This is a genomic window from Streptomyces sp. NPDC093085 (assembly GCF_040683935.1).
Classification (GTDB): domain Bacteria; phylum Actinomycetota; class Actinomycetes; order Streptomycetales; family Streptomycetaceae; genus Streptomyces.
In genome coordinates, this window is the sequence record NZ_JBFBFB010000013.1 from 126,520 (window position 1) to 148,243 (window position 21,724).

The 21,724-nt window shown below is 70.2% G+C and carries 19 protein-coding genes and 1 pseudogene; 12 read left to right on the forward strand and 8 right to left on the reverse strand.

The genetic code is table 11. From position 1 onward, the window contains the following. Nucleotides 1-12: 12 nt before the first annotated feature. Nucleotides 13-1,143 (reverse strand): chitinase, encoded by a 1,131-nt coding sequence (locus AB0O07_RS28675; protein WP_365638528.1) that lies wholly within the window; start codon nucleotides 1,141-1,143, stop codon nucleotides 13-15. A gap of 281 nt (nucleotides 1,144-1,424) precedes the next feature. On the opposite strand from AB0O07_RS28675, the gene AB0O07_RS28680 reads away from it, so the two are divergent. The 6 genes and pseudogenes from AB0O07_RS28680 (at nucleotide 1,425) to AB0O07_RS28705 (ending at nucleotide 8,797) form a co-directional block, all read left to right on the forward strand. Next, the gene (locus AB0O07_RS28680) at nucleotides 1,425-1,859 is read left to right on the forward strand and encodes a hypothetical protein (protein WP_365638529.1); all 435 of its coding nucleotides are present in this window, start codon (nucleotides 1,425-1,427) and stop codon (nucleotides 1,857-1,859) included. A 4-nt stretch (nucleotides 1,860-1,863) separates the two neighbouring features. After that, a complete protein-coding gene (locus AB0O07_RS28685) occupies nucleotides 1,864-4,188 on the forward strand; it encodes a bifunctional polysaccharide deacetylase/glycosyltransferase family 2 protein (RefSeq protein ID WP_365638531.1) in 2,325 nt (774 codons plus the stop codon). Nucleotides 4,189-4,217: 29 nt separating this feature from the next. Further along, nucleotides 4,218-5,312: an acyltransferase gene (locus tag AB0O07_RS28690; protein WP_365638534.1), complete on the forward strand. Its 1,095-nt coding sequence runs from the start codon at nucleotides 4,218-4,220 to the stop codon at nucleotides 5,310-5,312. A gap of 127 nt (nucleotides 5,313-5,439) precedes the next feature. Further along, complete coding sequence (locus AB0O07_RS28695) at nucleotides 5,440-6,132, forward strand: demethylmenaquinone methyltransferase (protein ID WP_365638537.1); 693 nt, start codon at nucleotides 5,440-5,442, stop codon at nucleotides 6,130-6,132. A gap of 187 nt (nucleotides 6,133-6,319) precedes the next feature. After that, a pseudogene (locus AB0O07_RS28700) lies at nucleotides 6,320-6,388 on the forward strand (zinc-ribbon domain-containing protein); the annotation flags it as partial. 81 nt (nucleotides 6,389-6,469) lie between these two features. After that, nucleotides 6,470-8,797, forward strand: a complete 2,328-nt coding sequence (locus tag AB0O07_RS28705) for a hypothetical protein (protein ID WP_365638760.1) — start codon at nucleotides 6,470-6,472, stop codon at nucleotides 8,795-8,797. Nucleotides 8,798-8,895: 98 nt separating this feature from the next. Here AB0O07_RS28705 and AB0O07_RS28710 read toward each other — a convergent pair whose 3' ends face one another. Beyond that, nucleotides 8,896-9,414: a GNAT family N-acetyltransferase gene (locus tag AB0O07_RS28710; RefSeq protein WP_365638539.1), complete on the reverse strand. Its 519-nt coding sequence runs from the start codon at nucleotides 9,412-9,414 to the stop codon at nucleotides 8,896-8,898. Nucleotides 9,415-9,511: 97 nt separating this feature from the next. On the opposite strand from AB0O07_RS28710, the gene AB0O07_RS28715 reads away from it, so the two are divergent. Beyond that, nucleotides 9,512-10,798: a geranylgeranyl reductase family protein gene (locus AB0O07_RS28715; protein WP_365638541.1), complete on the forward strand. Its 1,287-nt coding sequence runs from the start codon at nucleotides 9,512-9,514 to the stop codon at nucleotides 10,796-10,798. Nucleotides 10,799-10,921: 123 nt separating this feature from the next. On the opposite strand, the gene AB0O07_RS28720 is transcribed toward AB0O07_RS28715, so the two are convergent. Beyond that, a complete protein-coding gene (locus AB0O07_RS28720) occupies nucleotides 10,922-11,473 on the reverse strand; it encodes a glycoside hydrolase family 25 protein (RefSeq protein ID WP_365638543.1) in 552 nt (183 codons plus the stop codon). A 134-nt stretch (nucleotides 11,474-11,607) separates the two neighbouring features. Here AB0O07_RS28720 and AB0O07_RS28725 point away from each other — a divergent pair, with 134 nt between their 5' ends. Then, nucleotides 11,608-11,781 carry a hypothetical protein gene (locus tag AB0O07_RS28725; RefSeq protein ID WP_365638546.1) on the forward strand — a complete coding sequence of 58 codons (174 nt, stop codon included), beginning with the start codon at nucleotides 11,608-11,610 and terminating at the stop codon, nucleotides 11,779-11,781. 129 nt (nucleotides 11,782-11,910) lie between these two features. Here the strand turns inward: AB0O07_RS28725 and AB0O07_RS28730 are convergent, their stop codons facing one another. The 5 genes from AB0O07_RS28730 to AB0O07_RS28750 form a co-directional block, all read right to left on the reverse strand. Continuing rightward, entirely contained in the window at nucleotides 11,911-12,600 is a 690-nt protein-coding gene (locus AB0O07_RS28730) for a hypothetical protein (protein WP_365638548.1), read from the reverse strand. Next, nucleotides 12,597-13,043 (reverse strand): hypothetical protein, encoded by a 447-nt coding sequence (locus AB0O07_RS28735; protein ID WP_365638550.1) that lies wholly within the window; start codon nucleotides 13,041-13,043, stop codon nucleotides 12,597-12,599. The genes AB0O07_RS28730 and AB0O07_RS28735 overlap by 4 nt, the downstream gene beginning before the upstream one ends. A gap of 155 nt (nucleotides 13,044-13,198) precedes the next feature. Further along, a complete protein-coding gene (locus AB0O07_RS28740; protein WP_365638552.1) occupies nucleotides 13,199-15,421 on the reverse strand; it encodes a glycoside hydrolase domain-containing protein in 2,223 nt (740 codons plus the stop codon). A 261-nt stretch (nucleotides 15,422-15,682) separates the two neighbouring features. Then, nucleotides 15,683-16,657, reverse strand: a complete 975-nt coding sequence (locus tag AB0O07_RS28745; protein ID WP_365638554.1) for a helix-turn-helix domain-containing protein — start codon at nucleotides 16,655-16,657, stop codon at nucleotides 15,683-15,685. A 201-nt stretch (nucleotides 16,658-16,858) separates the two neighbouring features. Continuing rightward, a complete protein-coding gene (locus AB0O07_RS28750) occupies nucleotides 16,859-17,725 on the reverse strand; it encodes a C40 family peptidase (RefSeq protein ID WP_365638556.1) in 867 nt (288 codons plus the stop codon). Between the two features lie 833 nt (nucleotides 17,726-18,558). Here AB0O07_RS28750 and AB0O07_RS28755 point away from each other — a divergent pair. From AB0O07_RS28755 to AB0O07_RS28770, 4 genes are read left to right on the forward strand one after another with little or no spacing between them, the layout of a single operon-like run. After that, nucleotides 18,559-18,918, forward strand: coding sequence for an NADH-quinone oxidoreductase subunit A (locus AB0O07_RS28755; RefSeq protein ID WP_365638558.1), 360 nt, complete (start codon nucleotides 18,559-18,561; stop codon nucleotides 18,916-18,918). A 19-nt stretch (nucleotides 18,919-18,937) separates the two neighbouring features. Next, complete coding sequence (locus tag AB0O07_RS28760; RefSeq protein WP_365638560.1) at nucleotides 18,938-19,492, forward strand: NADH-quinone oxidoreductase subunit B family protein; 555 nt, start codon at nucleotides 18,938-18,940, stop codon at nucleotides 19,490-19,492. Then, nucleotides 19,489-20,307, forward strand: coding sequence for an NADH-quinone oxidoreductase subunit C (locus tag AB0O07_RS28765; RefSeq protein WP_365638562.1), 819 nt, complete (start codon nucleotides 19,489-19,491; stop codon nucleotides 20,305-20,307). Before AB0O07_RS28760 ends, AB0O07_RS28765 begins: the two co-directional genes overlap by 4 nt. Next, nucleotides 20,307-21,698, forward strand: coding sequence for an NADH-quinone oxidoreductase subunit D (locus AB0O07_RS28770; RefSeq protein WP_365638565.1), 1,392 nt, complete (start codon nucleotides 20,307-20,309; stop codon nucleotides 21,696-21,698). Before AB0O07_RS28765 ends, AB0O07_RS28770 begins: the two co-directional genes overlap by 1 nt. The last annotated feature ends 26 nt before the right edge of the window (nucleotides 21,699-21,724 follow it).

The following is a 21,724-nucleotide window of genomic DNA, read 5'->3' on the forward strand; positions in this document are numbered from 1 at the left end:
CCTCCGGCCTGCTCAGCCGGAACCGGAGCCGGAGTCAGTGGCGGATTCGGAGTCTGTGGCGGAGCCGGAGTCCGACGACAGGGCCTTCGCGAAGGCGCCGGCCGACTGGTCCACGCCGCTGCATGTGTCGGAGGCCTTCGTCGTGGATACGCCTTCCGCGCACGCCTGGTCGCGGAAAGTCGCCCACAGGGAGAGGGCGCCCACGCCCTTCTGGCGGGCGAAGCGGCGGAGCCGGGCCGCGTCGGCCAGGGTGAAGGTCTCGCCGGTCACGTCGTTGACGCCGGCCATGGGGGTGATGTGCAGGGCCTTCCACGCCGCCGGTGACGAGAGGCCCAGGATCTCGGTGAGCTGGGTGTGGGCGGCTGTGGCGGCCTGTTCGGCGTAGTCGGCCATGTCGCCGGTGTAGGTGGAGCCGTAGTTCATCGCCATGATGTTGACGGCGGAGAGCTTCACGCCGCGTTCGGCCGCGTCCGCGAGAATCGCCCGGCCGGACTTCTCCAGGCCGTCCGGCATCACCGGCAGCGTGTAGGTGACGTCCAGGTCCCGGTCCTGCTGGAGCCGGGCGATCGCCTTGTTCCGCAGGGCGATGGAGGCGGTGTCGGTGAGCGCGTCGCCCTCGATGTCGAAGTCCGCCTTCGTCGCGCCCACCGCGTCCAGCGCCTTCCCGTACGCGGCCACCAGGGCGTCCACGCCGTCGCACCCCAGCGCCGGTTCGGTGCCCGAGGCGCCGCCGAAGGAGACCCGTACCGAACCGCCCGAGGCCGTCAGCTCCGCCACCCGCGCCTTCACCGCCGCGCTGTCGTACGCCGCCGTACCGCCCCAGACCGGGGTGCAGCTCCCGGTGCCGCCGGTGATGACGAAGGCCAGGTTGTACGTGCCGGGCGAGCCCGCCGTGTCCAGGGCGGAGGCGGTGGTGGCGCTGACGTACGGGGCGAAGTCCGGCTCCTTACCGCCGTCTTCTCCCGCGGGGGCCTGGCCGGGCGGTTTGCCGGTGCCGCGGGCGCCGTCCGCGTCGGCGGCCGTACCGGTGGAGCATGCCGAACAGGCGAGGGCTAGTGCGAGGGCGGTCAGTCCTGCCGCCCAGGCCGTCGGACGACCGTACGCCCGCCTGCGGTGCGGCCCGTTACTCGGTGAACTCGGCATGGCGAAAACGCACCCGCTTTCCGGAAGTTGAAGGAATTCGCTCGACAAGGGGGAGCCTCCCACAGGTCAATGTCGTGACGGAGGTCACGATTCGGGGCGGGGGGCGGCGGGATATCGGTCAACCCGCCTTTGCCAGCAGTGCGTTTGAGAGATGAGGAGAGCGGGGCGAGTGATCATCCGGGGTGCCGGCTCTCAGCTCGCTGACAGGAAATGAGGGAATTCATAGGAACGCGTCCCGGCAGGCACAGGTTTCGCACATAAAGGGTGGCCAATCTGCTCGCATGCATTCTGACCCCACCCTTGAGGAACGCCCGGTACGGCCGGACCGGCGCCGTAAACGAGGTGCCGTCCGGCCCCAGGAGGGCCCCGTCTTCGTGGACGCCTCCGGGCGCCGGGCCCGTCTGTTGCGCCGGGCCGGGATGATGCTGGGGGTGCTCACCCTCGGGTATGTCGCCGTGCTGGGGCTCGCCTTCATGGGCGGGATCTCCCTGACCCCGTCCCAGGTCCTGCCGTTCGGCGGCGGCCCGGCGGGTGAGCAGGGGAGCGGATACGGTCCGCCGGGCGGGGCGCCGCCGCCGGGCGGGGCGCCCGGAAGTCCGCAGGTGTCCGCCTCCGCCTCCGCCTCCGCCTCCGCCTCCGCCTCCGCCTCCGCCTCCGCCTCCGCCTCCGCCTCCGCGTCCGCCTCGGCTTCGGCCTCCGCGTCTTCGGGTGGCTGAGCCGATGACCGAGAAGACCGCCGACCGCGTGCGCAGGCGCCGCCACGCCACCCCCGGCCGTATCGAGCGCGTCGGCCGGCAGGCGATCCCCAAACCCCGGGTGATCTTCGCCCTGCTCCTGCTGCTCGGCCTCGTCAGCGTGCTGCTGCTGGACGGCTATCTCCGCTCCGAAGTCGGCGGCGACCAGCGGGTCCGTTCCGACGCGAGCAACAGCGAAGTCCCCGACAGCATTGTCGACGGCGGGCCCATTCTGAGTTTTGTGAACGGACGGGCACGTACCCAGTCCGTCGCCGACAAGACCATCGTTCTGACATTCGACGACGGACCCGATCCCGAGTACACCGAGAAAGTACTCAAGATCCTCAAACAGCAGGACGTGCCCGGCACGTTCTTTCTCATCGGATCGATGGTCTCGCGCTATCCCGGCATCGTGAAGAACATGGTCGACCAGGGAAACGAGGTCGGCGTCCACACCTTCACGCACGTCGATCTCTCGTACCAGAGCGCGGCCCGCGTCAAACGCGAAATCGCCCAGACCCAGCTCGCCCTGGCGGGCGCCGCCGGGATCACGACGACGCTCTTCCGGGCCCCGTACTCCTCCACCAACAACGCCATCGACAACGAGAGCTGGCCGGTCTACCAGCGCCTCGGCGCGATGGGGTACACGAGCGTCTTCATCGACACCGACAGCGAGGACTGGCAGGAGCCGGGCGTCAGCAAGATCATCAAGTGGGCCACGCCGAAGGACGGCGAGGGCGCCGCCGTGCTCTTCCACGACGCGGGCGGCGACCGTACGGACACGCTGAAGGCGCTCCCGGCGTACATCAAGAAGATGAAGGCCAAGGGGTACACCTTCACCACGGTCAGCGGCGCCCAGGCCGACGGTCAGGCCGCTGAGGCGGAGGGCGGTCAGGCGGTCGACCAGGAGGCCGGAGCGGTCGCCGGTGCCGCCGGCGGGGGAGCCGGCGGCCCTCCCGGTGGCACCCCCGGGGCCGGCGGTGCCACCGGCCCCGGCGGGAACGTCGAGCAGATGGCCCACCGCCAGGCCACCGGCGCCACCCTCTGGGAGGGGCGGGCCCTGATCGCCGCCGTCGCCGTCGCCGAGTGGTCCGTCCCCGGGCTCGCTACCGGGCTCGCGGTCGTCGGCGTCGCCGTCATGGGGCGGTTCGCGCTGATGCTCGTCCTCGCCCGCCGCCACCACCGGCAGCGCAACCGCCGCCGCTTCGCCTGGGGGCCACCGGTCTACGAGCCGGTCAGCGTCATCGTCCCCGCGTACAACGAGAAGGAGTGCATCGCCAACACCCTCAACTCCCTCGCGGCGAGCACCCACCCCATCGAGATCGTCGTGGTCGACGACGGCTCCACCGACGGCACCGCCGAGATCGCGGAGTCCCTGGGGCTCCCCAACGTCCGGGTCGTCCGCCAGGAGAACGCGGGCAAGTCCGCCGCCCTCAACAACGGGGTACGGCAGGCCACCCACGACATCGTCGTGATGATGGACGGCGACACCGTCTTCGAGCCCGACACCGTACGGCAGCTCGTGCAGCCCTTCGGGGACGAGCGGGTCGGCGCGGTCGCCGGGAACGCCAAGGTCGGCAACCGGAACACCGTCATCGGGGCCTGGCAGCACATCGAGTACGTCATGGGCTTCAACCTCGACCGCCGCATGTACGACCTGCTGCGCTGCATGCCCACCATCCCCGGCGCGATCGGGGCGTTCCGCCGGCGGGCCGTGCTCGACGTCGGCGGCATGAGCGAGGACACCCTCGCCGAGGACACCGACATCACCATCGCCCTGCACCGCGCCGGGTGGCGGGTCGTGTACGCGGAGCACGCGCGCGCCTGGACCGAGGCACCGGCGAGCGTCGGCCAGCTCTGGCGCCAGCGGTACCGGTGGAGTTACGGCACGATGCAGGCGCTGTGGAAGCACCGCGGGTCGGTGGTGGACAAGGGACCCTCGGGCCGGTTCGGCCGGGTCGGGATGCCGCTGGTCGTGCTCTTCCAGATCGTCACACCGGTCTTCGCCCCTCTCATCGACGTGTTCACCGTCTACGCGATGATCTTCGTGGACCTCAAGGCGTCGCTGCTCGCCTGGCTGGCGGTGCTCCTGGTGCAACTCCTCTGCGCGGCCTACGCGTTCCGGCTCGACAAGGAGAAGTACCGCTATCTGCTGATGATGCCGCTCCAGCAGATCGCCTACCGCCAGTTGATGTATCTGGTCCTGATCCACTCCACGGTCACCGCGCTCACCGGCGGTCGGCTGCGCTGGCAGAAGCTCAAGCGCACCGGCGAGGTCGGCGCGCCCCGCCCCGGGACGGGGGCCGCCTGATGGGGGGCGCGCACCGGCGGGGGGCTCCCGTGCCGCCCCGCCCGGGGGACACCGCGCGGGACGCCCTGGGGGACACCCCGCTGCCTGCCCCCGGGCCGGCCTCCCCCGGGGGCCGGGACCGGTACTTCGACGCGCTGCGCGCCGTCGCGCTGGTCCGCGTCGTCACGTACCACACCTTCGAGTGGCCCTGGCTCGGGCTCCTCTTCCCCTCCATGGGGGTGATGTTCGCGCTCGCCGGCTCCCTGATGGCGCGCTCCCTGGAGCGCCCGGCGGGGGCCGTGATCCGGAGCCGGCTGCGGCGGCTGCTGGTGCCGCTGTGGGTCTTCGGGGCGGTCCTCGGCGTGGCCATGGCGCGCCACGGCTGGCTGCCGGGGGCCGACGCCCTCTACTGGGTGCTGCCGGTCGGCGACCCGCCCGGGAACGCCTGGGGCGAGCAGGCGTGGGCGGTGCTCTGGTACCTCCGTACGTACCTCTGGTTCGTCCTCCTCTCGCCCCTGCTGCTCCGGGCCTTCCGGCGGGCGCCGCTCCCGGTGCTGCTCGCCTCGCTCGTCCCGGTCGTCGTCTTCGCGACCGTACGGCCCCTGCCGGACGGGCGGTTCGGCTCCGCGCTCAGCGATCTGTCGGTCTTCCTCTTCTGCTGGCTGCTCGGCTTCGCGCACCGCGACGGGGTGCTCGACCGGCTCCGTCCGGGGGCCGTCGTCGCGGCGGCGGTGCCCGCGCTGGCGGCCGGCGCGTGGTGGGCGTTCCACCACCAGGTGGACGGGACGTACGACCTGGACGACATCCCGCTCGCGCAGGCGCTCTGGTCCGCCGGGTTCGTCCTGCTGCTCCTGCGCTTCCGGCCGGACTTCGGGTGGCTGGCGCGGCGGCCGGCGGCGGACCGGGTGGTGAAGGTGTTCAACGCGCGGGCGGTGACGCTCTACCTCTGGCACGAGGTCGCGCTGATGGTGAGCGTGCCGCTGATCGACATGCTCTGGGACATCCCGGCCTTCGAGCGGGATCTGCCGCTCGACAGCCCGTGGTTCCAGTTCGGGGTGGCGTGGGTGCTGATCGCGGTGGCGGTGGGGCTCTTCGGGTGGGTGGAGGACGTCGCGGCGAAGCGGCGGCCGAGGCTGCTGCCCTGAACCGGCGTTCGCCGACCGCTGAGCGGTGAGGGGCTCCGGGGACGGCGGGGGCTTCGGTGGTGGCGGGGGCTCCGGGGACGGCGGGGGCTTCGGGGGCCGCCGGTCACGCCCTGCCACAATGGAGGGCGTGACCCGAGCCTCCCTGGACAAGCAGCCGCACGAAGTCGCCTCCATGTTCGACGGCGTGGCGGAGAACTACGACCTCACCAACGATGTGCTCTCCCTCGGCCAGGACCGGCGGTGGCGCAAGGAGGTCGCCAGGGCGGTCGACGCCCGCCCGGCGCAGAAGATCCTCGACCTGGCGGCGGGCACCGCCACCTCCTCCCAGCCCTTCGCCGCGACCGGCGCGTACGTCGTGCCCTGCGACTTCTCGCTGGGGATGCTGCGCGAAGGCAAGAAGCGGCACGCCTGGATGCCGTTCACGGCGGGCGACGCGACGCGGCTGCCCTTCGCCGACGAGGTCTTCGACGCGGTGACGATCTCCTTCGGGCTCCGCAACGTCCAGGACACGGACACGGCGCTGCGCGAGCTGTACCGGGTGACGAAGCCGGGCGGCCGGGTGGTGATCTGCGAGTTCTCGCACCCGACCTGGGCGCCGTTCCGGACCGTGTACACGGAGTACCTGATGCGCGCCCTCCCGCCGGTCGCGCGCGCCGTCGCCTCCAACCCGGACGCCTACGTCTACCTCGCCGAGTCGATCCGCGACTGGCCCGACCAGCCCGCGCTGGCGGCCCGGCTCCAGGCGGCGGGCTGGTCGAAGGTGGCGTGGCGGAACCTGTCGGGCGGGATCGTGGCGCTGCACCGGGGGGTACGGCCCTGACGGGCGTACGGGCCTGACGGGCGTACGGGTCCGGCGGACGTACGGAACCGGCGGGGATACGGCTCCGGCGGGGCGGCGGCTCCGGGAAATCGGATAGCTGAGGGGAACCGTACGGACGCAGTATGTGTCCGTACTGTTCGAGCCACTTGGCCGGACCTCGTCCCTCACCGCTCCCACGGAGTCTGCTGTGCCGTCGAACTGCCCGCACTGCGGGGCCTCTTCTCCGGATGAGGCCCTCTTCTGCATGAAGTGCGGACGCCAACAGTCCGCGCCCCCACCGGCCGGGTCTCCCGCGGGCCCGCCGCCCCCGCCCGTACCGCCATCCGTACCCCCGTCGGTGCCGCCTCCGCCCACCGGGGCGCCGGGTGGCGTCGTACCACAGCCGTCGCCGGTCGGGCTCTTCCTCTCCCGGACGGTGCGCGGCGACTGGCGTTCCGCCGCCGCCGCTGCCGCCTGGCCCGCCGGAATGCTGCTCGCGCTCGCCTTCGCGCTGGCGACCCCGTCGTACGGGCAGGGGCACGGGGGCGGGGACGACATCGTCATCGGCTGGGGGCTGCGGCTCCGGATCGCGCTGGCGCTGCTGCTCCAGGCGCTCGGCGGCGGCCTCGAACTCTCCTGGGCGGGCGGCGGTTCACCGTACGGCCCGGGGGACGGGTACGGCTTCGGGGGCGGCCCGGGAACCGCCGGACCCTCCGGCCCCGCCGGTCCCGGCGCGGTCCTCGCCCTTGTCCCGCTGACGGTCACCGTCCTGTGGATCGCCGCGCTGTACGCCGGCGCGCGCCGGCTCCGGGCCCGGGGTGCGGGGCTTGACGCGGCCGTACGGGTCTCCGCGCTGCTCGGCGGTGTCGTGCTGGTCCTCGGGCTCTGTGCCCAGCCCGAGCTGGAGGGCATCGCGCTCTCCTCGGCCCCGCTGCTCGCGGCGCTGGGCGCGCTGGTGCTCTCGCTGGTGGTGACGGGCGCGGTCCTGCACCGTACCGACCTGGCGGGGTGGCTCGCCGCGCGTCCGGCGGCCGGGGGCCTGGTCCATGCGCTCGGTACGGCGGTACGGGTGCTCGGCGCGGTCGTCGCGCTCTCTGCCCTGGCCGGCTTCGTCAGGCTGGCGGCCACCGACGGGGTGAGCGGCAAGGACCTGCTCTTCGCGCTGCCGGTGCTGCCCAACATCGGGGTGAGCCTGCTCGGGCTGAGCTGGGGCGCGCCGATGGAGTACGACATCCAGGGCAGCCTGTGGATGTTCGGCTCGGGCCGCGAACAGGGCACCTTCGGGCTCCCGGAGATCGGCGACACGGTGGGCGGCGGGACGGTCACCGGGCTGGTCGCGCTGGGGGTGGTGGGCGCGCTGGTGGTCGGTGCGGGGATCGCCCGGCGGTCGGCTGACGGGCGGGAACGGGCGCTGGCGGCGGGCGCGTTCCTGGTGCTGCTCCTGCTGGTCGCGGGGGTCAGCGGGGGCATGGTCTTCCTGTCGAGCGACTTCGCGGAGTTCGGGGCGAGCGGCCGGGCCGAGGTCGCGCCGGGCGTCGGCTTCCTGCTGGCGTTCGGCCTGCCGTGGCTGGCGGCGGCGACGTACGCGGGGCCGTATCTGCTGCGGGTCATGGGGCGGGGGCCCGGCTCGGGCGCGGGGTCCGGTCCCGCCCCGGCGGTGGGCGCGGGGCTCGGGCCGGGGATGCCCCGCCCGGGGGTGGGACCGGGCGGCGCGGTGGCACCGTATCCGGTACAGGGCCCGGGAGTTCAGGCCCCGCAGCCGCAGCCGCAGCCGCAGCCGCAGCCGCAGCCGCAGCCGCAGCCCCAGCCGCAGCACCCGGCCCTGGCCCAGCACCCGGCCCCGGTGGCCCCGGACGCGTACGCCACCGTCACCAACGTGCCGTCGCCCCGGCCTCCGGCACCACCGCCCCCGGCCCCCGGGCCCGAGGTGCGGCGGAGGCGGCCGGTGCTGCTCTGGGCGGGTACGCTCGCCGCCGCGATCCTGGCCGGCGGGGGCGCCACCGCCGGGGCCATGCTGCTCACCGGCGGCAGCTCCGACCAGGCCGTCACCCCGGCGGACGACAAGCCCTCCGCCGTACAGACGACTCCGAAGGCGCCCGAGGGGACCTCCGAGGGGACGCCCCCGGAGACGTCTCCGGCGGGGACATCCGGCCCCGGCCCCGGCGCCACCGCCACACCCACGTCCGAGGAGACCACCTCCGACGCGCCCACCGGGGACGCCGCCGGCTCCGAGGTGCCCGTCGGGTTCAGCCTCCGCCAGGACCCCGCCGGGTTCTCCATCGGCGTGATGGACGGCTGGGCGCGCCGCGAGGAGAACGGCCAGGTCTACTACGAGGCGCCGACCGGCGGCGAGTACCTCCAGGTCGGCGTCCTCCCCGACGCCCCGTCCTCCTCGTACGAGAACTTCCTCGGCCTGGAGAAGGTACGGAGCGGGCAGCCCGGCGCCGAATACCAGCGGCTCCGGCTCACCGCCAACACCTACCAGGGGCGGCCGGGCGCGCTCTGGGAGTTCGAGCACTACAACCAGCCCCGGAAGTCACCGGTCCGTTCGCACGTCATCGACCAGGCGTTCGTGGCCGACGACGGGACGGAGTACGCGATCCTCTTCGCGGGCCGGGCGGAGTTCTGGAACGCGGAGAAGGACGTGGTCTTCAGCACGGCGCTGAAGACGTTCCACCTCGGCTGAACGGCCCCGGCCCCAGGGGGCGGTACAGCACGGACCCAGGGGGCGGTACAGGCCGTACCGCCCCCGACGCGCCCCGCCTCCCCCCGACGCGCCCCCCGTCACAGCTCCAGCCGGTAGCAGTACGCCGTCTGCCGCGACACCGGCGTCTCGTACGTCTCCGCCCGCTCCATCCCCAGCCGCCGCGTCACCGCCATCGACCGCGCGTTCTCCGCGTTGACCATGGCGACCACCCGGCCGACGCCCGCCGCCCGTACCCGCTCCAGCGTGGTCCTGGCGGCGGCCGTCGCGTACCCCCGGCCCCAGTGGTCCCGGCCCAGCCGCCACCCGATCTCGATCTCGCCCACCGGGCCGAACGAGGTGTGCGGCCAGGGCTGGGCGCCGGTGAACCCGATCACCTCGCCGGACGCGTCCAGCAGCGTCCAGAGGCAGAAGCCGCGCTCCGCGTCATGGCGGCGCTGGCGGGCCGTCAGCTCCTCGTACACGGACAATTCGGCCGGCGCGCCGCCGTGGAACTCCATCACCTCGGGGTGGGCGAAGACCCGGTGCCAGGCGAAGGCGTCCTCCTCGGTGGGGACGCGGAGCCGTACCACGGGGCGGGGGTCGGTCACAGAGGTCACGGCGGCAGCCCTTCGCTGGGGGGATGGTGCGCACCCATAGACTGCACGTGACCAGTGCCGTCCGGTACACGATTTCGAGTCTTCGGGAGACCCCGCTGTGACCGAGCCCCTCTCCGAGAACACCGCGGACGTCATCGTCGTCGGCGCCGGTCCGGCCGGTTCCACCGCCGCGTACCACCTCGCCAAGGCGGGCCTCGACGTCCTGTTGCTGGAGAAGACCGCCTTCCCGCGCGAGAAGGTCTGCGGGGACGGGCTCACCCCGCGCGCCACCAAGCAGCTCGTGGCGATGGGCATCGACATCTCGGAAGAGGCCGGCTGGCTCCGGAACAAGGGGCTCCGGATCATCGGCGGCGGTGTCCGTCTCCAGCTCGACTGGCCGGACCTGGCCTCGTACCCGGATTACGGACTGGTCCGCAAGCGCGACGACTTCGACGAACAGCTCGCGCGGCAGGCGCAGAAGGCGGGCGCCCGGCTCCACGAGCGGTGCAACGTCGGCGCTCCCATCCTGGACGCGCGCACCGGCCGTATCACCGGCGTCCACGCCAGGCTGGGCGAGGAGAAGACCCCGGTCACCTTCCACGCGCCGCTCGTCGTCGCCGCCGACGGCAACTCGACGCGGCTCTCGCTCGCGATGGGGCTGCACCGCCGCGAGGACCGTCCGATGGGCGTGGCGGTACGGACGTACTTCACCTCCCCGCGCCATGATGACGACTACCTGGAGGCGTGGCTGGAGCTGTGGGACCGGCGCGGCCCGGGACCGGACAAGCTGCTGCCGGGGTACGGCTGGATCTTCGGCATGGGCGACGGTACGTCGAATGTCGGGCTCGGGATCCTCAACTCCTCCTCCGCCTACAAGGAGCTGGACTGGCGCGAGGTCCTGAAGGCGTGGTGCGCCTCGATGCCGGAGGACTGGGGGTACACCCCGGAGAACATGACGGGGCCGATCCGGGGCGCGGCGCTGCCGATGGCGTTCAACCGGCAGCCGCACTACACCAAGGGGCTGCTGCTGGTGGGTGACGCGGGCGGGATGGTCAACCCGTTCAACGGCGAGGGCATCGCGTACGCCATGGAGTCCGGGCAGATCGCGGCGGACGTCATCGTCCAGGCGGTGGCGCGGGCGACCCCGGCCCAGCGCGAACTGGCGCTGCTGCACTACCCGAAGGTGCTCAAGGAGACCTACGGCGGCTATTACACGATGGGCCGGGCGTTCGTGAAGCTCATCGGTAACCCGAAGATCATGAAGCTGGCGACGGAGCGCGGGCTGACGCATCCGCTGCTGATGAAGTTCACCGTCAAGATGATGGCGAACCTGACGGACCCGACGGGCGGCGACGCGATGGACCGCATCATCAACGGGCTCTCGAAGGTGACCCCGAAGGCGTAGCCAGGCAGCGGTGCCAGGGGCTTTCCTCCCGTACCCGCGCCCGGGCTCCGGCCGGGGGAACCGGAAACCGGGTCATGGCCGGGGTCGTGGCCGGGGGGCCTCGGCCCTCTCCCGCCCGCGCCCTCAGCCCTTTCTCGCCCAGGTCTTCAGCGCGGCCCGGTCGGCGAACTGGCCCACGTTGGTGTCCAGGGGCGAGTCCGTGTACTGGTGGAACTTCCACGCGGCCTGGATCCGGGGCTGCCCGGCGGTGACGTAGTCCGCGATCCACAGGGCGTCGCCCGCGTTGCTGGTGGTGTCGCGGTTCAGCCAGTAGTCCCGGTTGCAGTAGAGACCCACGCGGTGCGTGGTGCCGCGCAGCCGCTTCACCTCGGCGAGGAAGGCGTCCTTCTGCGCGTTGGAGACGCCGCTGTCCTCCCAGTCGGCGAAGAGCGGGTCGTAGACGATGCTGGCGCACTCCTCCACGAAGTACGCGGCCTGGGCCTTCATGTCCCCGGGCCGCAGGAAGTGATAGAAGCCGACGACCAGCCCGGCCGCCCGGCCGTGCGCGGCCTGGGCGGTCATCTTCGGGTTGATGTACGAGGTGCCTTCCGTCGCCTTGACGAAGACGAAGTCGAAGCCGGAGGTGGTGTAGGCAGAACTCTGATACGACGAGACGTCGATGCCTTTTATGGTCATGGGGGGAGCTTCCTCCTGGCCGGACGGTGTGGGGAGCCGTCCGGCGGCGTGGTGAGAAGTGACGTACGTGCCTTAGGTGTTCTTCTACCCAGGAGGAGTGAGCTTGTCATCACTCGAAGGGGTCACGCGTGGGCTTGATCAGGTTTTGGGACGCGGGCGATGTGACGGTCACGTGGCCGCAGGCGTCCACCTCCCGCCATGCCCTCGTCGGCACCGACAGCCGCCCTGCGGCGTGGACCGGCGCGCCGACGGTGGTCGGCACCCGGGAGTGCGGCGTCTGCCGCCGCAGGCGCCGGGCCGGACGCTGAAGAGGCGCGGCCGTACGGCGAAGGCCCGCACCCTGGGCGGGGGATGCGGGCCTTCGCCGTACGGCGGGAACGGGACGGTGCGTCAGAGGGGCCATCAGAGGGGCCGGAGGACGCGGAGCGCGCCGGGCGTCAGACGGTGCCGGATCCGGCGCCCTTGCCGGGGGTCCACTCCCAGGTCGTGATCTGCTCGGCGAGGCGCGGCAGCCGCTCGTCGTCGGGGTTGACGTCGACGTAGAACAGGGCCTCGTCGGGGTGCTTGTCGTCGCCGCCCCAGCGGACCACGCCGGCGCACTCGTCGACTATGGCGCGGATCGCCGTCAACTGCTGCGGGAAGAAGCCCCCGCGCGCGCCGGACGGGTAGGAGCCGGGGCGGATCTGGACCGCCGTACCGGACGCCTGGTTGGACTCGGCCAGGCCCTTGCGGACCGTCGACGGGGCGCGCCAGCCGACCACGTCGCCGGCGCGCAGCTCGTCGACCTCGTAGTGGAAGCGGCGCACCACGTGGACGAGTACGGTCTCGACGTCGCCCATCCGGACCTGGACGTCCTTCACCGGGATGCCCGGCACGGGTCTGGTGTAGACGTGGCCGAAGGCGTCCACGGCCTTCTCCATCTCCCAGCCGTTTTTCGAGGGGATACCGCTCAGGACGCGCTTCTCGCGTTCCTGTGCCTTGCGTACCGACTCGCGGAGCTGTGCGGGGTCCGGGCCTTCGGAGCGCGCGACGGCGGGGGAGGCGAGCAGTTGACTGCCGACGGCGGCGCCCGCGGCCAGGAAGACCGCGCGGCGCATGACCAGCCGGCGGGAGAGAGGTGTACTCACGTGTGGATGCCCTTCTTGTGGTGAGCGATGACGAGTCCGGTCAGGACGAGCGCACAGACGGCGAGCACGGCGGTCACCGGATTGAGGTAGGAGGGGATGATCGCCTCGACCACCTGTCCGTCAGCGGTCCGGCAGCCGAAGCGCAGCGGTACGAAGGTCGCGTCGTACCCGCTGAGGCGTGCCCCTACGGCGTCGCGGCAGGCCTGGGCCTGGGCGTAGTCGTCGTGGAACAGCAGGCGGAGGAGCCCCCAGGTGTACATGCCGGCCGTCGCGTCCCACGCCAGCGCGGCGGCGGGCGCGTAGAGGGTCCCGCCCGTACGGCCGGCGCGCGTCAGCCCCCTGATCCCGTAGATCGTGAGGGTTATGACGGCGACGAGGCCGGTCAGGATCAGCAGGACCAGCAGCGCGCCGTTGTGGCCGGCGTAGGGCTCGTCTCCGGACATGAGTGGTTCTCCTGGTGACAGGTTGTGAGTTACGGGTTGTGCGTTGCAGGTGGTGAGTCACTGGTTGTGCGGTACCGGTGGTGAGTTATCGGGTGTGCAGCACCGGTGGTGAGTTATTGGGTGTGCGGTACCGGTGGTGAGTTACCGGTTGTGGGTTACAGGTTGCGGGAGATGGAGTTGTACTTCTCCATCACGTAGTAGAGACCCATCCGCTTCTTCGCCTCGCTGAACGCCGGCTCCCCGGGGCCCTGGTAGCGGCGGAGGACCTCGTAGATCTCCTGGTCGGTGTAGCCCAGTGTCGGCTGGCGCAGCGCCGGTGAGTTGTCGTCGCCGCCGGGCTTGCCGTCGATGTCCCAGCGGTGGATCAGCGCGACGCTGGTGAGGGCGTAGGTCTCGCTGTCGTACGCCTGCTTCCACGCGTTGTACTTGTCCTCGTCGACGGCGACGTTCCGGCGGGGCTGCCCCGAGCCGTACCCCTTGTCGAGTGCGTGGTTCCAGGCGCCGATGAGGGTGACCGCCCGCTGTTTGGCGATGCCGGTGGAGGTGTCCCTGATGTACTGCCTGGTCGTGTTGAAGGCCAGGATGACCGCGGCCCAGGCCGCTTCGTCGTCCGGGGCGATGTGCCGCATCTCCCAGTAGGCGGTGGTCTGTATGAGCGCCTTGCGCATGTTGTGCCGCAGCGACAGTTCGGTGATCAGGTCGTCGTGCGCGGTGACGGTCCGCTCGAAGCACTTCCAGTGCTGGTAGGAGCGGAGCCCGCCGTCGAGGGGATAGCCGAGGGACTCCATGTACTTGCCGACATCGGTCTCCATGGCCATGGTGACATCGGGGCTGAGACGGGTGTCGGACTTGACGCCGCGCGGCGCGTTGAAGGAGCCCTGTCCGGTGTCCCTCCCGGAGGCGATGTTGACGTCGATGTTGATCGATCCGCTTCCGGAGCCCACGGTCTTGGTGACGATCTGGTCGTAGGCCCAGTTCGTCGGCAGCGGATAGCCGAAGTTGCCGGAGAAGCCGGAGGACATGTCGGAGACGAACGACGCGGAGGCGTGGCCGGCGTTCGAGACGCGGGTGCAGACGTTGCGCGGTCCGTAGACGCCGACCGTGTAGCGCCCGCCGTCGTCCCTCATCGCGTCCTCGATGCCCTTGAAGTGCGGGAGGATGCTGTCGGTGATCTCGTAGTCGTACGCGTCGAAGTCGACGGCGAAGAAGATTCTCGCCCCGGACTTGAACCCGTGGTCGAGGGCGGCGTTGATCGCGGCCTGGCCCGCGGCGCGGCCCAGGGGGTAGCTGAAGTCGTCGGCGCCGCGGCCGAAGGTCTGGTAGATGGGGAAACAGCGCATGCCCTGGTCGGCGAGGGTCTGGAGTTCCCCGGACTGGATCTCCTTCTCGGGGACGGCGCCGCCGCCGGGGACCGGGTTGGTGAGGTAGCGCCCCACGACGGTGATTCCCTCGGCCTTGAGGGCCCGGGCCCGGTCGGGGGTGATCCGGGTGACGCCGTCGCAGGCGGATCCCTTACGGTCCTGGTCGCCGTAGGAGACCAGGAGCGAGGCCCAGGTGGAGAAGTCGCCCTGCCCCGTCGACGGCAGCATGGCGAACGACTGGAACGAACGGACGGCGTCGGCCAGGGCGGAGGTGAAGGTGCTGGTGAACGACACCGACCGCTGGTTGAGCAGCATGCCGGCGGTGAACAACTGCACCCAGGTTCCGGACGATCCCACCGAGAGCGGGTGGTCCTTGATGCCGGCCTTCGTGCCGGGGCCGAAGTTTCCGTTGGCGACGCCGTCGGCCATGCCGATCGTGTACTGGACCGCGTAGAGCATGGCCGTGGCGACGGTCCTGGAATGGTGGCCGTCACAGGGGATGACATAGAAGTCCTTGCGGAGGATGAATTGGCCGTTCATCCACTGCTGGACGGCCCTGATCTGCTCGGAGCCGCTGTTGACGGTGACATACGCGTCCATGGTGAGCAGCCCCTTGACGACCTTCGGCCACAGAGCGCTCCCCGGGTAGACCACACTCAGCCCCATATCGGCGTTGAGTTTGGTGACGGACTGCTTGACGCGGTCGTTGTACAGACCGTCGATGCCGCCGCCGTCATAGCCCTTGCAGTAGAGGGCGGACTGGAGGATCCGGCAGAAGTTCGCATTCGGAACGTTGGAGGCGTCGAGCTTTCCGTACTGCTCGCCGAGGGCCGCCAGGGTGCCGGGGCCGAAACTGTTCGACAATTCCGGCAGACGGAGTTCGTATTGCAGGGCGCGCGTCAGGGCGTACATGGTGTTCCACCCGGTCTGCCCGTCTTCGGCGACCCGCATTCCGATGAATCCGCCGTACACTTCGTTCACGAAGCGCTGCGCCTGTCTCACCATCTCATCAGCCATCGCACAATCCCTTTCCTGGTGTCTTGTGATGCCGATTGCGCTCGTTCACGTTGTTGTCGACGAGTTGCTTCACGTTGGTCCGGACGAATCGGAATTCTTCGCCAAGCATGCCTGGGAACCACCGGACTTATTTGACGCAGCGACCACAGTTTTTGACGATGGGACGCGTCGGGCGGTCCACCGGGCGAACCCCGCACCGGGACCGGTCACCGGGTCCTCCCGGGCCGGGCGGCCACGACGCCGTGGTCGCGGAGACGGCGGTCAATGGTGCAGTACGCTCACGGTTCCCTGATGGCGGAATTCACGTGGCGGCAGGCCGTAAACGGTGTGAAATGCGCGGGTGAAGGTCGCGTGATGGGTGAAACCCCAGCGGGTCGCGATGGTATGAACGGCCACGTCGCGCAGGGCCGGATCGGCGAGATCCCTGCGTGCGCCCGCCAGCCTCGTACGGCGGATGTGGGCGGCGACCGTGGTTCCCTGGTCCCGGAATATCCGGTGCAGTTGGCTGAGCGAGATGTGATGTGCCGCGGCGATCGCACCGGGTGTCAGATCCGGGTCACGCGCGTTCAGCCGGATGAACTCCCGCACCCGCAGGGTCAGGGTGCGGCGGTGTGTGCCGGGGGAGAGGGCGTCCTCGGTGCCGAGGTACTGCGCGATCAGCGCGGAGAGCAGGTCGACTGTGATCGCGGCGAGGCGTGGCCCGTCGGACTCCTGGTAGGAGGCGGTGTCCTTGGCGAGTTGGACGAGGAACGAGGTCAGCAGGGCACCGAAGCCCTCCCGCCCGGAGAGCCGGTAGCGGCAGAGTTTTTCGAGCCCGTCCCCGGATAACGGCAGCAGAGCCTTGGGGACATCCACTCCGATACCTGTCTGGCGGGCCGTCGTCCGTACCTCGGTTTCTCGCGAGCTGTCGACGACGCACAGTGTGCGAGGGCCGAAGGTCATTTCTTGGCCGGCGCGTACGGAATACAATGTTCCGGCCAGTGGAATGGAAATGTGCACTTGCTCCGGATCGGACTGGCGGATCAGTCTCGCAGTCCGCTGGAACCGGGCGGGCTGGAATTTTGTGGGCCATACGGAAATGCCGTCGAGATCCAGCAGACGCTGGGTGGCTCTGAAATCATCGCGGTACTCGCTGTCGAGTTCCAGCGGTGCAGTGCACTGATGCATCAGATCCCGCCAGCGGTCGAATCTGTCCGCTTGCGGAAAATCCTCGCTTCTGAACACCGTCTCGATCACTTATCCCCCTGGTGATGCGCTGAGAAAGCATCCTGCGAAGCCGGTCCGACGGACAGTCGGACGGACAGGCAGGACAAGGGGACATGATGCCAAAATTAAAAGAATAGTAAAAGACCCCGCTCTCGGGGAGCGGGGTCTTCTCTGTGCGGGCCGCCACGTGTTCGCGTAACCGCCATGGGCCGGGTGACCCGCCGGACCGCGTCAGAGCACGCGGACCGCGCCGCTCGGCGGGTCGTAGTCGAGGGACGCCTGGACCACGCCCTTGCCGGGGTTCTGGGCGCCCACGAACTGGCCGTCGCCGATGTAGATCGCCGTGTGGTACGCGCTGCCCGCACCGCCCCAGTAGAGGATGTCGCCCGGCTGGAGGTTGCTCAGGGAGACCTGCGTGCCCGCCACCGACTGGTCCTGGGAGACGCGGGGGAGGTCGACACCGATCTGGCTGTACGCGGCCTGGACGAGGCCGGAGCAGTCCCAGGCGTTGGGGCCGGTGGAGCCCATGATGTAGGCGTCGCCGACATGGGACTGGACGAACGCGACGACGGCCGCGGCCGAGCCGGTCGCCTGCGAGCTGACCTTGGCGGCCGTGCTGGTCGCCGTCGACGCGCTGGTCCCGGTGGAGGAACCGGAGTTGGAGTTCGAGGCGCCGGTGAGCGTGGTGCGCTCGGCGTCGCGGGAGGCGCGCTCCGCGGCCTCCGCCTTCGCGCGGGCCTCGGCCTTCCGCTTGGCCTCCGCCTTCCGTTCGGCCTCGGCCTTCCGCTCCGCCTCCGCCTTCGCGGTCTTGGCGGCCTTGACCGCCTTCGCGGCGGCGGCGTCCTGCTGGGCCTGGAGGTCCATGGTGTTGGCGACCTGCTGGGTCGCCTCGGCGGACCGGGCGAAGTCACCGGCCAGACCGGCGGTGAGCGTGGGCATTTCGATGGTGTCGGTCACCGGCTCGGCGTTGGCCGGCGCGGCGGCACCGGCGACCGCGATGGTGCTGAGAACGCCACCGGCGACACCGGCGCGAAGCGTGACGCGCGGGGTGCTCCGGCGGGGTTTCCGGTGGCTGGTTATCTGAGCGGTGTGGGACATGAGACCAACGGCTATCAGGTGGGCCCGGGCCCACGTCAAGAAACGTGGGGTGCGCCACAGTTGCGGGCGGAACCTGTGAATCCGCTTGGCTTCGGCCTTTATTGACGCCGTAACGGGCAAACCGGGCATGGGCGATCATGGCCGTGATCACGGGCTTTTTGATAAACGTCCGAATTGCCTGTCGCTTACCACCGCTTCACACGGATGGCCAAGCCCCCTTCTTCGTGGGTGGTGATCAGGTGGTGCAGGTCACATTCCGGGCTGGCTGATAACGGCTCGGTCACCGTTCGGCTGTCGAGTTGGTCACGCCGGGTGTGGGGCGGTCATGGGCGATTCCCGGACGACCGCGCCGGTGTGCGGGCCGGGTATCCGTACCGACGCTTCCGCGCCCCGTCCGGTTGCTCGTGAATGTGTGCACGTGTCCCCCGGTCCACTCCGTGACCGCCGGCTCCCTCGCGCGAGTGAAGCCCGGCTGCATATCACTCGAAAGTGTCTCATCGCGAATTTGCTTGTAGGGGCCATTTTTTGGTAGTCGGACCCCCTCCGACCAGCGTCGACGGGCGCGAATGTCACGTCTGGTGATCGCCTGGCCGCTTCGCGTACGAAGATCACCCCTCATCCGGCTTCATGATCCTTCGTCAGGTGGTGGAGATCACAAACTCACCGCTGTACCCCGTGTCGCAGATCACAGGCCGCCGGGCATAAGATGCGGGGCAGCCGGGCTTGTGAACTGCCTCACATGTACGCGATCTTCAGCGATCCGCGGCGTGGCGGTGGGGTGGTCCGCCCGGTGCGATCCAACGGTCAACGACGACTGGAAGGAGCTGAGGGGCGTGAATGCCTACGCACCCATCCTCGTGCTCGGCGCCCTCGGGGCCGGGTTTGCGATCTTCTCCGTGGTCATGGCCACGCTGATCGGCCCAAAGCGCTACAACCGGGCGAAAGTCGAGGCGTACGAGTGCGGCATCGAGCCCACACCGACGCCGGCCGGGGGCGGCCGATTCCCGATCAAGTACTACCTGACGGCGATGCTCTTCATCATTTTCGATATTGAGGTCGTCTTCCTTTACCCCTGGGCGGTCACCTTCGACGCGCTCGGGATTTTCGGGCTCGTGGAGATGCTGCTCTTCGTGCTCACCGTCTTCGTCGCCTACGCATACGTATGGCGGCGCGGCGGCCTGGAATGGGACTAAAGGGGCTGAGGGGCCACCAATGGGACTCGAAGAGAAGCTGCCGAGCGGTTTCCTGCTGACCACCGTCGAACAGGCATCGGGCTGGGTGCGGAAGTCCTCCGTCTTTCCCGCCACCTTCGGCCTCGCCTGCTGCGCCATCGAGATGATGACGACCGGCGCCGGACGGTACGACCTGGCGCGGTTCGGCATGGAGGTCTTCCGCGGCTCGCCGCGCCAGGCCGACCTGATGATCGTGGCCGGGCGGGTGAGCCAGAAGATGGCGCCCGTGCTGCGGCAGGTCTACGACCAGATGCCCAACCCCAAGTGGGTGATCTCCATGGGGGTCTGCGCCTCGTCGGGCGGGATGTTCAACAACTACGCGATCGTGCAGGGCGTCGACCACATCGTGCCCGTGGACATCTATCTGCCCGGCTGCCCACCCCGTCCCGAGATGCTGATGGACGCCATTCTCAAGCTCCACCAGAAGATCCAGAGCTCCAAGCTCGGGGTCAACGCGGAGGAGGCGGCCCGCGAGGCGGAGGAGGCGGCCCTCAAGGCGCTCCCGTTGATCGAGATGAAGGGGCTGCTGCGGTGAGCGACGACCAGCGACCCGAGGACCGGCGACCCGAGGACCGGCGACCCGCCCCCGAGGACCGGCGACCCGCCCCCGGCGACGGGCGGACCGCCCCCGCCGACGGGGCGTCCACCCCGGAAGGGCTCCCCTCCGAGCGGGGCAGGGCCGAGGAGCCCATCCGCGTCCAGCGCGGCATGTTCGGCGCCAACAACGGCGGTGACACCTCCGGTTACGGCGGTCTCGTACGGACCGTGAACCTCCCCGGCGCCTCCTCCCGCCCGTACGGCGGCCCCGACGGCGTCTTCGACGAGATCGCCGACGAGCTGGAGGGCGCTCTGGAGGAGCAGGACCTCGTCCCCTCGTACGCCATCGAGAAGACCGTCGTCGACCGGGGCGAACTCACCTTCCACGTCGCCCGCGAACACCTGCTCCAGGTGGCCCGCACCCTCCGCGACGACCCCGCGCTCCGGTTCGAGCTCTGCACCGGGGTCTCCGGCGTCCACTACCCGACCGACAAGGGCCGCGAGCTGCACGCCGTCTACCACCTGCGCTCGCTCACCCACGGCCGGCTGATCCGGCTCGAAGTCTCCGCGCCGGACGCGGATCCGCACGTACCGTCCCTGGTCACCGTCTATCCGACCAACGACTGGCACGAGCGCGAGACGTACGACTTCTTCGGCCTGATCTTCGACGGCCACCCCGCCCTCACCCGGATCATGATGCCGGACGACTGGCAGGGCTTCCCGCAGCGCAAGGACTACCCGCTCGGCGGCATCCCCGTCGAGTACAAGGGCGCCCAGATCCCGGCTCCGGACCAGCGGAGGTCGTACTCCTGATGACCACTTCACACGCCTCCGCCGCCGCAGGCGCGGCCGGGGAGGCCGACGCCACCGAAGCCCCCGACGCCTTCGGCTCGCTCGGCTCGGGACGGGAGACCACCGAGGGCACGGTCTACACGGTCACCGGCGGCGACTGGGACGAGGTCGTCCACTCCGCCGCCCAGGCCGACGACGAGCGCATCGTCGTCAACATGGGCCCCCAGCACCCCTCCACCCACGGGGTGCTCCGGCTGATCCTGGAGATCGAGGGCGAGACCGTCACCGAGGCCCGCTGCGGCATCGGCTACCTCCACACCGGCATCGAGAAGAACCTCGAATTCCGCAACTGGACGCAGGGCACCACCTTCGTCACGCGCATGGACTACCTGACGTCGTTCTTCAACGAGACGGCGTACTGCCTCGGCGTGGAGAAGCTGCTCGGCATCGAGGACGACATCCCGGACCGCGCCACCCTCATCCGGGTCCTGCTGATGGAGCTGAACCGGCTCTCCTCGCACTTCGTGTGCATCGCCACCGGCGGTATGGAGCTCGGCGCCACCACCATCATGATCTACGGATTCCGCGATCGTGAACTCATTCTCGATGCCTACGAGATGATCACCGGACTCCGGATGAACCACGCGTTCATCCGCCCCGGCGGCCTCGCCCAGGACCTCCCCCCGGGCGCCGTCGGACAACTGCGGGAACTGGTGAAGAAGCTCCGCGCCAACCTGCCGGAGTACGACAAGCTCGCCACCGGCAACCCGATCTTCAAGGCGCGCATGCGCGACGTCGGCTATCTCGACCTGACCGGCTGCATGGCGCTGGGCGCCACCGGGCCGATCCTGCGCTCCGCCGGGCTCCCGCACGACCTGCGCAGGAGCGACCCGTACTGCGGCTACGAGACCTTCGACTTCGACATCCCGACCGCCGACACCTGCGACGCGTACGGCCGCTTCCTCATCCGCCTGGAGGAGATGCGCCAGTCGCTCCGGATCGTCGAACAGTGCCTGGACCGGCTGGAGCCGGGCCCGGTGATGGTCGCCGACAAGAAGATCGCCTGGCCCGCGCAGCTCGCGCTCGGCCCGGACGGACTCGGCAACTCCCTCGACCACATCAAGAACATCATGGGCACCTCCATGGAGGCTCTGATCCACCACTTCAAGCTGGTGACGGAGGGCTTCCGGGTCCCGCCGGGACAGGCGTACGCCGCCGTCGAGTCACCCAAGGGCGAACTCGGCGCGCATGTCGTCTCCGACGGGGGCACCCGCCCGTACCGCGTGCACTTCCGCGATCCGTCCTTCACCAATCTCCAGGCCATGGCGGCGATGTGCGAAGGCGGCCAGGTCGCCGACGTCATCGTCGCCGTCGCGTCCATCGACCCCGTGATGGGAGGCGTCGACCGGTGACCGCCACACCCCCCAACGCCGAGGTC

Bases quoted from the DNA above. Each gene is read 5' to 3' on its own strand.
- AB0O07_RS28770 (WP_365638565.1), top strand. From the start codon at position 20,307: ATGACCACTTCACACGCCTCCGCCGCCGCAGGCGCGGCCGGGGAGGCC.
- AB0O07_RS28720 (WP_365638543.1), bottom strand. From the start codon at position 11,473: ATGACCATAAAAGGCATCGACGTCTCGTCGTATCAGAGTTCTGCCTAC.
- AB0O07_RS28740 (WP_365638552.1), bottom strand. From the start codon at position 15,421: ATGGCTGATGAGATGGTGAGACAGGCGCAGCGCTTCGTGAACGAAGTG.
- AB0O07_RS28735 (WP_365638550.1), bottom strand. From the start codon at position 13,043: ATGTCCGGAGACGAGCCCTACGCCGGCCACAACGGCGCGCTGCTGGTC.
- AB0O07_RS28760 (WP_365638560.1), top strand. From the start codon at position 18,938: ATGGGACTCGAAGAGAAGCTGCCGAGCGGTTTCCTGCTGACCACCGTC.
- AB0O07_RS28685 (WP_365638531.1), top strand. From the start codon at position 1,864: ATGACCGAGAAGACCGCCGACCGCGTGCGCAGGCGCCGCCACGCCACC.
- AB0O07_RS28750 (WP_365638556.1), bottom strand. From the start codon at position 17,725: ATGTCCCACACCGCTCAGATAACCAGCCACCGGAAACCCCGCCGGAGC.
- AB0O07_RS28675 (WP_365638528.1), bottom strand. From the start codon at position 1,143: ATGCCGAGTTCACCGAGTAACGGGCCGCACCGCAGGCGGGCGTACGGT.
- AB0O07_RS28680 (WP_365638529.1), top strand. From the start codon at position 1,425: ATGCATTCTGACCCCACCCTTGAGGAACGCCCGGTACGGCCGGACCGG.